The sequence below is a fragment of the Chromobacterium sinusclupearum genome (assembly GCF_002902845.1).
Lineage (GTDB): Bacteria > Pseudomonadota > Gammaproteobacteria > Burkholderiales > Chromobacteriaceae > Chromobacterium > Chromobacterium sinusclupearum.
Genome location: NZ_PPTF01000002.1, coordinates 19729 through 34188 on the forward strand (window position 1 = coordinate 19729; position 14460 = coordinate 34188).

The window sequence follows — 14460 nt, forward strand, 5'->3', positions numbered from 1 at the left end:
TCAGAACTGCTGCGGACCCAGGAAATTCCTGATGGCGAGACGGCGGATGGACAGCGCGGCACGCGCCAGCCAAAGCCAGTCGCGCGGGGTGAGACAGACAGTGGTCACTACTGGAAATGAGGCTAATTTGCAGTTATCACGCCGCAAGTCCATGCAAATTCATGACCTTGCCGCAACATTGATAGCATTCAGAAACTATTGATGAAGCAAGTTCGGCTTGCTGTCAAATCACTTGACGCAATACAGCCCCATTCATGACAAGGGCAAAGCACAGAATATGAAGAAAATCTTACATACAGACAACAATCACGAAGATATCTGCATATGAAATATTTAAATGCTAACAATTAAAATATTTTGCAATTTAATTGCAAATACAACCCCAAAAGGAATGTGCTTCGATTGCGCCGGCCATCAGCCGGCGCAAGCTCACCGCGCCAGCACGGCCTCCAAGCGTCGCCCCACTTCCGCCACCTCCCGGCGCAGGCAATCGATGAACAGCCCCGGCAACGCCGAAGCGGGGCGGAACTGCGGCAACACCAGCCGCAGCGCAAACGGAATCGACGCCTCCAGCGGCCTGGCCACCAGCCCCGTCCCGGCTTCGGCCAGCGCAGTCAGCGGATTGACGATGGCCACGCCCAGCCCCTGCCGCACCAGGGCGCACACCGCCGCCGCGCTATGGGTGGACAGCTGCAGCCGGCGGCGCACCCCGGCCTCGGCGAACCAGGCGTCGACCTGCTGGCGGTAAGGATCGCTGGGCGCCAGGCTGACGAAGGGCAAATCGGCGAAGTCCTGCGCCGTCAGCCGCCGCTTGGCCGCCAGCGGATGCCCGGCCGGCATCACGCACAGCTCGTCTCCCTGCCACAGCGGCAAAATCTGGCAACCGGCCGGCGCCTGGTCCTGCTCGATCAGACCCAGATCGAAACGCTGCGCCGCCAGCCACTCCTCCAGCCACGGCGACTCCTGCGGACTGATGTCCACCCCCACCTCCGGCAGGCGCTGCAGAAAGCGCCCGCAAGCCGCCGGCAACAAAGTCTGGGCGAACACCGGCAGACAGGCGATGGCCAGCTGCCCCCCGGAAAACTGGCGGATGGCCGCGGCGCTGCTGACGATGCGCTCCAGTCCGACAAAACTCCGCTCTACCTCGGCGAACAGCTGCAAAGCCTGCTGGGTGGGCCGCAGGCGGCCGTGGCCACGCTCGAACAGGGTCAGCTCCAATAGCTGCTCGCAGCGCGCCAGCTCCCGGCTGACCGTGGGCTGCGAGGTATGCAGCAGCCGCGCGGCGCCGCTGACGCTGCCGGACGTCATCACGGCTCGAAACACCTCGATGTGGCGCAGATTGATCGCCATCTCTTCCTCCATGCGAAGTCATGGCCATATCAAAAATGAAAGCCATATCGACATAATTCTATTTTATTTTTGTACGAATTAGCCGGATCATGGTCTGACATCCACAGGAAAGCCCTGCATGCGCCCCTTCGACAACCGCCAACTCGCCGCCATCGCCCAACAGTACGGCTCGCCGCTATGGGTCTACCACGCCGACACCATCCGCAGCCGCATCGCCGAGCTGAAGGCCTTCGACACCATACGCTATGCGCAGAAGGCCAACTCCAACACCCACATCCTGCAGCTGATGCGCGCGGAAGGCGTGAAGGTGGATGCGGTATCGCTGGGGGAGATCGAGCGCGCGCTGGCCGCCGGCTACCGCGCCGGCGGCGATGAGCCGTCCGACATCGTCTTCACCGCCGACGTACTGGACCGCGCCACCCTGGACAAGGTGGTCGAGACCGGCATTCCGGTGAACGCCGGCTCCATCGACATGCTGCGCCAGCTGGGCGAGCGCTCGCCGGGCCATCCGGTCTGGCTGCGCATCAACCCCGGCTTCGGCCATGGCCACAGCCAGAAGACCAATACCGGCGGCGAAAACAGCAAACACGGCATCTGGCATGAAGACTTGCAGCAGGCGCTGCAAGCGGTGCAGGCGCATGGCCTGAAATTGATCGGCGTCCACATGCACATCGGCTCCGGCGTCGATTACGGCCATCTGCGACAGGTGTGCGGCGCGATGGTGGACCTGGTGGCGCGACTCGGCTGCGATATCGAGGCCATCTCCGCCGGCGGCGGCCTGTCCATCCCCTACCGCGACGGCGACGCCCGCATCGATACCGCCCATTACTTCCAGTTGTGGGATGCCGCCCGGCAACGCATCGCCGAACAGCTGGGCCATCCCGTGCGGCTGGAAATCGAGCCGGGCCGCTTCCTGGTGGCGGAATCCGGCGCGCTGCTGGCCGAGGTGCGCGCCGTGAAAAACATGGGCAGCCGCCATTTCGTGCTGGTGGACGCCGGCTTCAACGACCTGATGCGGCCGTCGCTATACGGCAGCTACCACCATATCAGCGTGCTGGACGCGCGCGGGATGGAGAAAAGCGGCCGCATCGACACCGTGGTGGCCGGCCCGCTGTGCGAATCCGGCGACGTCTTCACCCAACAGGAAGGCGGCACCGTGGAAACCCGGCCGCTGCCGCCGGCGCAAGTCGGCGACCTGATGGTGTTCCACGACGCCGGCGCCTACGGCGCGACCATGTCGTCCAACTACAACAGCCGCCCGCTGTTGGCCGAGGTGCTGGTCGATGGCGGCGCAGCGCGGTTGATCCGCCGCCGCCAGACCATGGCGGAACTGCTGGCGCTGGAAGCCTGAACGCTCAATGCAAAGAAGCCGGGCATCGCCCGGCTTCTTCGCACATTCCCTCGCCCAACAGCAGGATCAGCTCTTCTGTTCCATCTTGTTGATGACGAACTTCACTCCCGGCACCTTTTCAGCGATCTGGCCAGCCTTGAACATCTGCTGGTCATCGGTCATCGGGCCCTCGATGGTCACCTCTGCCTTGCTGCTGCTCACCTTCAGATCCAAGGCTTTCAGTTCCTGATCCGCATCCAGAGCCTGCTTCACGGAGACCGCCAATTCCGCATCGGTCGGCGCAGCCACGGCGGCGGCGGCATCTGCATAGGCAGCCTGCACGGCGAAAGTGCCAGACACGGCCAGGGCAGCCAGCAGCAGGGTACGGCTTGCAAGGTGTTTCATCATTTTCTCCAATTTCTCGCGACAAATGTCCAAGGCCACGACCCGCCATGCCAGCGGATCACACGGAATACCGCCATGTTAACGGGGAAACTTTTCAGTTTTGTTGCGACTCAATGACATCACACTAAACACGATGCCGGCGCGACACGCTCCCCGACGCGCGGGTTACAATCAACCGAACCACCCAATGACAGGGCCCAGAGCCTCGAAGCATGAAGCAGAAACCGTTCTTGAAAAGCTGGCCATTGTGGCTGATGCTGCTGACACTGGCCGGCTGCGGCACCACCCCGCCGCGCACCGGCACCACGACATCCCCGTCCACCGCCTCCAGCGCCAGTCCGGCCGCGCTGCCCAACTGGAACAGCCAAGCCCTGGGCGATACCCTGCAGGGCCTGCAGCAAAGCTGCCGCACCCTGCAGAAAAAACCGTCCTGGAGCGGCGTTTGCCGCGAAGCCGGCACGCTGCCGGCCAGCGATGCCGACGCGGTGCGCCGTTTCTTCGAAAACCGTTTCACCGCCTGGAAATTGCAGGACGGCGGCCGCGACAGCGGCCTGATCACCGGCTATTACGAACCGCTGCTCAACGGCAGCCGCACCCGCTCCGAGCGCACGCCCTGGCCGGTTTACGGCGTGCCGCGCGACCTGGTCAGCGTGGACGTGCCGATGAGCCAGCGCAATCGCGGCACGCTGCGCGCCAAGCAGGCCGGTCCCAACCGGCTGACGCTGGCCGCCAATGGCAATATCGAGATCAATCCGGCCGACTTCGCCGCCGATCCGCGCGGCATCCGCCTGAAGGGGCGCTTGTCCGGCTCGCGGCTGGTGCCGTACTTCACCCGCGGCCAGATCAACCAGGGCAGCATCGCCGGCAGCGCGCCGGTGATCGCCTGGGTGGAAGACCCGGTGGAGCTGTTCTTCCTGCAGGTGCAAGGTTCCGGCCGCATCCAGCTGGACGACGGCAGCTTCCTGCACGTGGGCTTTGCCGACCAGAACGGCTACCCCTATCAGTCGATAGGAAAATGGCTGGTGGACAAGGGCGAGATGACGCTGTCCGACGCCTCGATGCAGGGCATCAAGGATTGGCTCGCGCGCAATCCGCAGCGCCGCGACGAGCTGCTATCGGTCAACCAGAGCTACATCTTCTTCAAGCCGCTGTCCGGCGACGACGGCGGCCCGGTCGGCGCATTGGGCGTGCCGCTGACCGGCGGTTACAGCATCGCCGTCGATCCGCGCTACATCCCGCTGGGCGCGCCGATCTACCTCGCCACCACCTGGCCGCACTCCACCGAACCGCTGGTGCGGCTGGTGCACGCCCAGGACACCGGCAGCGCTATCAAGGGCGCGCTGCGCGCCGACCTGTTCTGGGGCTATGGCACCGAGGCCGGCATGTACGCCGGCCGCATGAAGCAGCAAGGCAGCATGTGGCTGCTGCTGCCCAAGGGGCTGACCCCCACGTCCGCGCTATGATCAAACGGGGCCTCGGCCCCGTTTTCTGCCTAAAGCGACACCAGCACCAGCACCGCCATCCCCAGACACACCAGCACGGTGTAGATCAACAGCAAACCCAGCGTCCGCAAAGCCACCGCGAACTTGCCGCCGCCGTAGACCCGCCGCTGCGCCAGCCACAGATATACCGGCGTCCCGGCAAAAAACAGCCCGGCGGAAACCGTGGGCAAGACCAAGCCCAGACACAGCACCAGGAACAGCCAGGCGTGGAAATGCAGGGTAAACACCAGATGCATGCCATACACCCGGTGCCGGCCGAAATACGCCAACAGCAGCAATAAAGCGAACAGCGGCATCAGGCCGAACAACACGTATGGCGCGTGGCCACGCAGCGAATGCATCAACTCGGCGTTGGCCTCTTCCGGCTGCTCGCGGAATCTCTTGAAATCCTTGCCCAGATGATCGCCCCAGCGCTTCAGCCAGAGGTCGGACAGCTTGTTGCCGGTGTGCACGGTTACCGAGCCGTTGCCCGCATCGGCCAACAGCAGATCGCCTAATACTGCCCGCGCCTCTGGATCGCTTGCCGCGGCTTTGGACAAGGCAGGCTTCGGAAGCGATGGATCAGAATTGTCAAAATGCACCATCGTTCCGCCCGCCAATCCAATCAGCACGAAAAAGATGAAACTGACGGTCAGATAGAGCTGGAACGGCTTGACGTAACGCTGGCGCCGCCCCAACAGATATTCCTCGGTCAAACGGCCCGGCTGCGCCAGCAGCAGCCACAAGCTGCGCGTCAACGCGCCTTCCAGGCTGACATAGTGATGCAGATATTCATGAATGAACTCCCACAAAGTGGGAATTTCGATATGGGTCTTCTGGCCACACTCCGGGCAGAAACGGCCGCAGACCGGATGATGGCAATTGGCGCAATGCTCCGGTTTGCTCACATGGCGATACTTGTTCATCGGTGGATGAGGAAAAGGGGAAACCCCGATCTTAGCCAGCCGCGCCAATCATGCCAATAACATTTTTCATCAGAACTATCTTGCCGTATCCGCGCGGTGCCAATCGGGCACCAGGCAGACAATATTCCTGCGTACTGATTGACGCCGAGACGGTTGACCTTTATTGAACGGGCGCATTTTTCGACGAATCGAGCCACACTGCGCGCCGCATCGTCACCCTGCCGCGCACGGCGCCGCCACCGCTTGAATCGTCCTGCCAGCCTTATCCTCGAGCCAGGCCGCCGCCCCACTGAACGCCGCCCGCTGCCCCGGCGCGAACGCCAGATGCCGATGGATGCGGACCGTCTTGCCCGACAGCGGCAGCGGCCCATCCAGCACCCGCACCACCGCGTCGTGCCGCAGCAAGCGCCCCGCGTTTTCGCCTGCCGCCACCTGGCTTTGCAGATGGTTCTCATACAGCGCGAGCATCAGTTGCGGCGACGCGGGCGCGCCAGGCTGCAACGAAACCTCTATATCGACATCAACCCCCTCTCCCGCGGGCGTCAGCGCCAGCCGCAAGGAGGCCTGCGCGACGCCGGGCGACAACTGGCCGCGCAGATTGCCGTAGCTGCCAGCCGACCAGTCCTGGCCGTTCAAGCGCAACTGAGGGGTATAGATCAAGTCACTGCCGGCCCGCGCCGCCAACTCGCGCTGCCGCCGCGAATATGCCGTATTGGCGAAACGGTCGCGCCAACCCAAGCCATCCCAGTAATCGACATGAAACGCCAACGGCACCAACTGCCGCAAGCCGATGCCCGCCGCTCCCAGCCCGGACAACCAAGCGTCGGCAGGAGGACAACTGCTGCAGCCCTCAGAGGTGTACAGCTCCAGCAGCGAGACCTAGCTTGCCGTCGCCGACTCGCTCTGCCCGCGGCAAGACTGCGCGGCGTCAACCTGGGCCATCGCCCCCAGCCACCCCAACAAACCCGCAACCACATAGCAAAATTGTCGCATCGCCACTCCCTTTCCGACCGCATCGATGTCCATTAGTCGAACGGTAAGCTTGTTGCTGACGGACAAATACAAAAAAGCCGCCATGCATGCGCATGACGGCTTTTGAATTCTGGAGGCCCCGATCTTCCTCCAGTATTGATTAGCACGCGTCTGTAGACGCCCGAATAGCACTTCGTACCCTCTTTGGAGGGTATTTTTATTTGGGAATCGGATGGATTTGAACGCACTGCTGGCCAGTTTCGCCTACGCTTTTGGCCAAGATCGACGGGTATTGACTTTGCGGCTGGGCACCGGGCAGATCGTCGCCGAGCAGTTGCTGCCGCTGAGCCTGCAGGCAGAAGAGTGTCTGTCCCAACCTTACCGCTACACGCTGACCTGTTTGTCGCCGGATACCCATGTCGAACTGAAGTCGCCGCTGGGCCAGCAGGCGCGCATCGAGGATGCGGCGGGCGGCGAGTCTATCCGCAGCGGCGTGGTGAGCGAGGCCCGGCTGGCCGGTGCCGATGGCGGCTTCGCCAAGTACGAACTGACCATCGAGCCGCCGTTCGCGCTGCTGCGTCACCGTCGCACTTCGCGCGTGTTCCAGGATCTGACGGTGCCGGGCATCATCCAGCAGATCCTGTCCGAACATCAGCAGAGCAACCCGGCCTTCGCCCGGGTGCAGACGCTGTCCATCCAGGTACAGCCGGCCCAGCTGCGCGTCTACTGCCTGCAGCAGTGGTACAGCCTGTCCGATCCGGCCATGGAGGAAAGCCTGTACGAGATCGCCTCCATGCGTCAGTTCGCTGGCCTCTCCCTGGATACCATCCCGGACGAAACCACCCTGCTGAACTTCCGCCATCTGCTGGAAAAGCACCAACTGACCCACGCCCTGTTTGCCGCCATCGACTAGCATCTCTGCGACAAAGGGCTGATGTTGAAGCAAGGCACCATCGTCGATGCCACCCTGATCCACGCACCCAGCTCCACCAAAAACGCCCAGGGCGAGCGCGATCCGGACATGCATCAAACCAGGAAGGGCAATCAGTGGTACTTCGGCATGAAGGCCCATGTCGGCGTCGATGCCCAGTCCGGCTTGGTGCATCACGTGGCCGGCACCGCCGGCAATGTGGCGGATGTCACGATGGTCGATCAGTTGCTGCGGCGAGGAAGTCGATGTGTTTGGCGACGCCGCCTTTACTGGCGTGCACAAGCGAGCCGAACACCAATCGCGAGCGGTGCGCTGGTGGATTGCGATGAGGCCCGGCCAGCGCAAAGTGCTGACCGACTCAGCCGATGACCGGCAGATCCAGCTGGTCGAAACGGTCAAAGCCAAGATTCGGGCCAAAGTGGAGCATCCGTTTCGGGTCATCAAGCAGCAGTTTGGCTACCTGAAAACACGCTACCGCGGCTTGAAGAAGAACACCGCACAACTGATGACGCTGTTTGGGCTGGCCAACATCTGGCTGGCGCGAAAGGCCTTGTTGGCGGGGATCGGAAAGGGGGGATGGCCGGGAATCGGGTCATCCTGGTGGTTGCCAGTCTGAAATCGGTGGATCTATTGCAGCCGAAACACCTGCGAGAAATTGCATTTCTGTTTGCGCGGCAGGTTGTTCAGACCTTCCCTAGTCGAACGGCAAGCCTGTTGATGATGGACGAAAACGAAAATGTCTAGAAAAGCCGCAGCAATTCAATGTGACAAATGAGCGAAATATGAAACTTTAGAGTTATTGCCGAATATACACTCTTTACGCTCTTCATCCAACTCAATAATCCACTTGAATATCATGATAAAACCCACCCACTCCCCCGCGTCCCGCTCCCTACCAAATAAACGCGATGAACCGCAAAAAAAAATAGAAGAACCACGCAATCCAAGGATCGACAAACCAACATTTTATCCACCAGGCATTCCAGAACAAATTGAAAATATCAGGGAATTATCCGGATGGGATGAAAATACAACAGCCTTACTGAAAATAATCGCCTCGAAACTACATCTCTCCGGAAAAATAGGCGACCATTTGCTTGAAGAGTTGATGCAATTCGATGGCAACAAACAACATAAAAAATCATTAACAGAAGATTTGAAATGCGCTTTACGGGACATTGCGGCAGAGTTGGAGAACAACCCTGATGAATATTATGAGGCTCTGTTCTATCAGTCAGTGGCCAAGATCAGCCCACAACCGCTGGTGCAGAACAACCACGCCGTTAAGGCGAGTCAGGACAACCACGCCGTCACGACGAGAATATTATCGGATATGGCTGATGGGGTGCTAAAAAACGTTGTATACAAACTGGTGATCGAATCGCTTCCCATCAAGGATCTGCACCAACTGAAAATAAACTATGACGAGTTGTGCAAAATTTACAACGATAATTATACGTCACAAGACAGACTGGAACGCCTGCACACCGCATTGGAACATCTGGATACTAATATTGCGAACCTTTGGGGGAAAAATCCTGCATTAGCACCCGCTCTGAAACCATTGCAAAGTTGCCTCGAAGCAATAATGCCTTGGCTGAAGAGTGTGAGCCATCAATGGCAGACCTTGGAGTACGGCATTCAGGAATACCAAAATCATTCGTCAGTATTTGATAAGTATGGCGATTTATTGGCAATGACCAACACCATACTATCTGATCAGAAGTTACAAGATGTTATCGGGAAAACGAGTCTGGACAGCATCAGACAGCATGTGAGTGCATTGGAACAGACCTTTGCGCAATTCAAACTTTTGCAAAATCTGCCTGACGATTCAGACTTACTCGATTATGTGAACATTCTGATTGCCAGCCCGCTGGCCCGACAGGCGCTGGACACCTCCCTGCTGCAACTTGCGCAGGCACTGGCATCGGTGAGAAGGGGCTACCCCAGCGAGGGTTCGCTGGGCGAAAAAATAACATGGCTTACCAGCACTCTGGCCGAACCCGGGATTCTTTCGCATCTGGAAAGGTGGCTGGCGAACAAGCCCCAAGCGAACCAAATCATCCCTCTCCTCCAGTTTGCCGGCCAACTGCGCCACTTTCCCATGGATGGCTCATTGTGCAGTCAGGCGCTGTGGCTGCTGCAGCAAGCGAGCGGTCACGCCCCGGCGCTGGCATGGACTCAGTCTTTTCAGGCTGAGTTGGGGACATCAACGGCATCCCTCGCGTTATTGAACCGTCTGTTAGCGATCAACCAAAACGCCGGATCCTGGTCTGGCCTAATGTTCGATTTTGCCAAGGAACTGGCCCCTTCCGCCTTGTGGCTGGCGGCTCGCAGCGCCGCCAACACCTTACTGCCGCAGGAAGCCGTGAGGAAACTGGAAAAGTTTTATCAGGAAAGTACCGCCAATGAAAGCTGGTATGACTGGAGCAAGCGCCTTGCGAGCAGCACCGCAAGTCTCGTCATACCCTCCGCCTTTGCTGCGCTGACACAGGATCCGCTAGCTGCCGCCACCATGCGCTACGCGCAAGCCATCGCGGATCACCGCTGCTTTGATGACACGTTGCGTTGGTTTGTCGCCAACGACCCAAGCGATGACAAACAGTTGCAGTTCGTATACGGCCAATACTTGAACGCCATGTTGATGTGGGAGGCTTACCAAGCCTTCAACAGCAGCACCCCTGAAGCAGCCGATAATGCCCTGTGCCAATTAGCTGCAAAGCTTAAGGAGTACGGCGTCGTCAAGCATTATCCGCAGCTGGAGACGTTGATTGATCTGATCCCGCTGCTGCCAGCACTCCGGGAGGCGCAGCGGGAGGTCGGTGCACTACGCCCTGCCGACACTTGGCTTGCATGGGCCAGTCAATGGCTGGACGCGCTTGCCGGCAGCCAAAACAAGAACATGCAGGAACTGAGGGAGAAACTGTCAAGGAAGGTTGAGAACTGGCTGGCGGACGCTGCGATGTCAGCTTGCGGGACCGTAATAGAAAAATCGCGTGAAGGACTCGGTTCGCTCTGGGCCGCCTTGCCCTCAGTGCGCGATCCTCTCACCTTCCCCACTGCGCTGGCGGATGATGGCGACAGGACTTCCTTCTCACCTGATCATGTTCAACAAGCTTTCACGCTGGGTGAATTTGGGCGAGCGGCAGACATACTTGAACAGATGACCTCTGAGAAACAGGCGGCATTCACCAGTCGCTACCCAGAAACGGCTGCGCTGCTCAAGGATAGAATGACGGGAACACACACCGGTGACGTCACGAGAAGCCTCGGCCCAATGCAGCTGGGTCTGAGCACCCCCCTCCCCAGGGAGGAGGGTGCGGCTGCCACGGTAGCCTCCCGCAGCAACGGGGCGAATTGGCAACTTGGAGCAGGCTTAGGACTGGAAGCCGTCGGCTTGGCGGCCATCGCTTATGGTCTGTGGCAGGCCAGACAAGCAGGACGGGTTGCCGCTCCTGCCACTGACGACATCGAGGCGACGTTGATAAATGATTCCAACGATCAGGGCAAGGATGTGGGAAGTTTGACCCAGTCCAGTCTTATCGCCAAGGCGGCTCCAACCGTTCCGCCTTCGCTGGGCAATCGATTGATGGAGCAGAAAATCCCCCTGCTGCTGGGGTTGGCTGCAGTGGCGACGGGGGCGGGCGTACTGGGGCATTACGCGTGGTCTCGTCGTGGCGTGGACGATCCCTCACCTGCAAGCGACAGCGACTATCAAAAAGCGTTGGCCATCTTCCAGGAAAATCCGGTTCCTGATCTGGACTTTCTTTTTTATGACGAGCTGGCGGATACGCCTCCCGGTGGTGGCGCTACCGCTACTACCACACGCACGAGCGAGACGGTGTCCGTCGAGACGCTCCTAAGCCGGCGCAAGAGGAACGCCGACACAGACAGCGCGTCAATCCAAACTCGTATCGATAGGCTGCTCCGCGAGGAGAGGCTGAGCGACTATGGGCCAATACGCGCACTATTCGATGGCGTGAATCAGAGTAGCGATGTGAGAAACCTCATTCAACATCGGCGGCCTCAGTCTGAGATAAATGTTATGAAATTGCTCAAGGCCATTGAGTTCTACGACATAATTCCTAAATATTTTGGTGACGAGATCATTCAGAAATGCCGTCCCATCATTGATGGCTTGTGGCAAATTGCAGACAATCTATCTGATGAATATGGCCGATCCAAAGTAGCGGAATACAAGAATGCCTTTTTAATTCAAAGCGCAAAACAAAAATCGGCTGCGGGGCAGGGCACCTCTTTGACTTCAACTCCGGAAGCCGCTGTGACGACTGAGGCGCCAAGGGTGTCGGCGCAGTTGCTCAGCGACTTCGAACGCTATGGCCGAAAAACTTTGGAGGACCTCGCCAAGGCGTACAGTCCCATTTTGAATCCATCTGATTTCATTGATAAATTTATCGAAGAAGGGATACGGCGCTTCGAGAAGAGCAAGGGTATTTCGCTTGGCGGATTGGGGCCAAACAGCGGAATCAACGTAAATGCTAGACACGTCATTAGTAATGTAGGAGGAGGCTCCATCCAGACCGATTATGTCTACACTCACTCGTTGAAAGATATTATTACCGGCCACTATTTGTATGAGTACAGATCAGGCCCGCTGAACGACTGGAGGCTCAATGTTGCCAATCCAATATACAAGGAGCTGATAGCATCGCTCAAAACGGATGATTTATCCTCCAAGATGGTGCAGGCGCTGTCAAATTATCGCAACAATCCAGATAATCGTTCTATATTAACGACGCATTATCAGAATATGCTTAGAGAACGATGCGAAAAGTATAAGGAAAGCCCAAATAAGATTCCCGCATATGAAGAAGCCGTGCAAAAATTTTTGAACGGGGAAATCCAGGCCACGGAAGTAACGTTTAATAAACATAAATTAAATGGCGTGTTCTTCATTCCCCTAGCCCCCCCCAACAGCCAACGCGGGGTACTTTTCAGCGTGGATGATCCAAATTTTTTCCATGTCAGTGACAAAAATATTGCCTATGATGGACTTTTTGGCAGAGCAACCGCTGTCGTACCATCGATGCCACTGACAACAGATTTCAAGGACTGGGTTCTTAGTAAACTACCGGTCTATTACGCCAGTGAATATAAACACAGTCCGCTTTCCATGTTCGAGAGCTCGGTCAAATACCACCATAACGATTTTGCTCCGGAGGTTCCTGAGGTGGTGAATCCCTTCGGATACACCGCAAGCCTTAATCGACCTGATCTGGCCAATAAGCTATTCGATGGATTCATGGAGCGCCTGGATTCAGATATCGATAAGTTGTTGTTCACCAGATCCGAGCAGATTACTGAAGAAACGCTGCAAATGGCCAAGGGGGTTCTGGCTGTTTTCGGTTCGGTATTAGCTTTCGTTCCCTGCACGGGCCCGCTGCTGAGCCGCGTCGCGCTATTTATGACTAACCTGGCTATTGATACAGCATATGTAACAGCTACAGCGATGCAGGCTCAGCAAGCCAATAGACCGGAAGATGCAGCCGCCTATCGCAACGAAGCCATCATTGCCGGCGTCGTGGGCGGCTTGGTGGCCGTGCCGTCAGGTGTTCAAACGACCCGGGAGGCCGCCCGCCAAGCGCGCATCCTACGACAACAGGTCAAGACGGCATCGGCTAGCGCAATCCCTTCGCTGTTGAAGCATATGAACTGGGAAAAACTCATAGACAGCCGCAAGATTGATCTCCTGGCCGATACCATGAAGAACAGCGAAACCGCCAAAGAACTGGCTCGCTTAACCAGCGCCGATGCAGTCGAACAATCGATACGGCGGAACTTGCAACTGGACGGCCTGGGCCAAGCCAAGTCCCGATTCACCTGGGGAAATTTGCCCGCTGAACAGGCACAGGTTCAGCGCAGGCTGAATTCCGACCTGACGCGCTTGCAAGACGCAACAAGACAACTTGACTGGATCCGCGAGCAGAAGCCGATCATCCCGCGCCGTACTTTGTCTGGAGGCCCGGAAGATGCTGCAGCTCGCTGGATCGTCAGCCGCAGCCGTACTGCCTCCACGGGTGTCGATACCGTGGCGCAGCCGCGCATACGGCAAGCGCTCATAGACTTTCGGCAGGCCGACTTGCTCGATTTTGATACCCTTGAGCGCATTCACAATGCCGTCTACATGCCTCCCCCGGGTCAACAGGCGCGCACATTCCGTTCCAGCAGCGATCCTACGTTCATGGGTTCTGACATCGCTCGTGCCGGCTTCAAGCGCGCGCTGGGCGATATTCGAATCAAGGTTCAGGCCGGGGAAATGGACTTGAGCGAGGCGCTTTATACGGTTATTACACGCTACCACCCCTATGGCGATGGCAACGGCCGTACGGCGCGGACCGCCTACGCGCTGGCGCAATTGCAAAATCAGCAACCGGGGACCGCCTTCAAGGCACTGACCGAATTTGCCGAAGAGGTACTCAATCCCCCTCTCGGTCAGTCCGTGAATACGGGAACCCTCCATGAACAATTACGGGTGCTTGTTAATCGGGAGCCAGAGGCTTTGCCGGAAGAAATGACGACTTACCTGTCAGAACTGCGGCAAATCCCCGAGATCAATGCCAAGATGCTGAGTCCACTGCAAAACTGCGAGGCCATCGTGGACGACGCCGTCAAATTCATGCGGAGCAAGGGTATGGATAACATCCGGTATCGTGGGATGTATCTCTGGGCCAATGGCAGCGACAACCTCCCCGGAAACCACTTTGTGGTTCTTGGCGATATAAACGGCGAAACTTTTGTATTCGACTTGACGGCAGCCCAGTTTTCCAATAAGGGCATGCCCTCGCTTGATCAACCGCTGATTCTGCGCGAAGCCGACTGGGCGAAGCGTTACGAAAGCGCGACCACCACCAAACTGATCAAATATAAAGACTTCGACCGTTTTAATGATGCTCGCCATGCCTTCAACTCGATAGACCAGCGACTACCAGATGAGCTGATCGATGGGGCCTACGTGTTGGCGAAACCCAGATGGTACAAGGCATAGTGTTTAGTCCCGTGTAATCACCCTATGGCTCGGTGTTATCTTCTGCAGACAACCCG

7 protein-coding genes and 2 pseudogenes are annotated in these 14460 nt (G+C 58.2%); 5 read left to right on the forward strand and 4 right to left on the reverse strand.

Annotation, left to right across the window (positions count from 1 at the left end):
• Window positions 1–429: 429 nt before the first annotated feature.
• Window positions 430–1350, reverse strand: coding sequence for a LysR family transcriptional regulator (locus tag C2134_RS00500; RefSeq protein ID WP_103316723.1), 921 nt, complete (start codon window positions 1348–1350; stop codon window positions 430–432).
• A gap of 118 nt (window positions 1351–1468) precedes the next feature.
• On the opposite strand from C2134_RS00500, the gene lysA reads away from it, so the two are divergent.
• Window positions 1469–2701, forward strand: coding sequence for a diaminopimelate decarboxylase (lysA, locus tag C2134_RS00505; RefSeq protein WP_103316625.1), 1233 nt, complete (start codon window positions 1469–1471; stop codon window positions 2699–2701).
• Window positions 2702–2767: 66 nt separating this feature from the next.
• On the opposite strand, the gene C2134_RS00510 is transcribed toward lysA, so the two are convergent.
• Window positions 2768–3085 carry a BON domain-containing protein gene (locus C2134_RS00510; protein WP_103316626.1) on the reverse strand — a complete coding sequence of 106 codons (318 nt, stop codon included), beginning with the start codon at window positions 3083–3085 and terminating at the stop codon, window positions 2768–2770.
• Window positions 3086–3297: 212 nt separating this feature from the next.
• Between C2134_RS00510 and mltA the strand changes: the two genes are divergently transcribed.
• A complete protein-coding gene (gene mltA, locus C2134_RS00515; RefSeq protein WP_199179835.1) occupies window positions 3298–4548 on the forward strand; it encodes a murein transglycosylase A in 1251 nt (416 codons plus the stop codon).
• A gap of 29 nt (window positions 4549–4577) precedes the next feature.
• Here the strand turns inward: mltA and C2134_RS00520 are convergent, their stop codons facing one another.
• Together C2134_RS00520 and C2134_RS00525 are read right to left on the reverse strand one after the other, a co-directional pair.
• Window positions 4578–5492, reverse strand: a complete 915-nt coding sequence (locus tag C2134_RS00520) for a DUF3667 domain-containing protein (protein WP_103316628.1) — start codon at window positions 5490–5492, stop codon at window positions 4578–4580.
• Window positions 5493–5705: 213 nt separating this feature from the next.
• Entirely contained in the window at window positions 5706–6365 is a 660-nt protein-coding gene (locus C2134_RS00525; RefSeq protein ID WP_103316630.1) for a DUF1223 domain-containing protein, read from the reverse strand.
• Window positions 6366–6696: 331 nt separating this feature from the next.
• On the opposite strand from C2134_RS00525, the pseudogene C2134_RS00535 reads away from it, so the two are divergent.
• The 3 genes and pseudogenes from C2134_RS00535 to C2134_RS00550 form a co-directional block, all read left to right on the forward strand.
• A pseudogene (locus tag C2134_RS00535) lies at window positions 6697–7140 on the forward strand (contractile injection system protein, VgrG/Pvc8 family); the annotation flags it as partial.
• 33 nt (window positions 7141–7173) lie between these two features.
• Window positions 7174–8011, forward strand: a pseudogene (locus tag C2134_RS21790) (IS5 family transposase); the annotation flags it as partial.
• 240 nt (window positions 8012–8251) lie between these two features.
• Window positions 8252–14404, forward strand: a complete 6153-nt coding sequence (locus C2134_RS00550) for a hypothetical protein (RefSeq protein WP_103316637.1) — start codon at window positions 8252–8254, stop codon at window positions 14402–14404.
• Window positions 14405–14460: the final 56 nt, after the last annotated feature.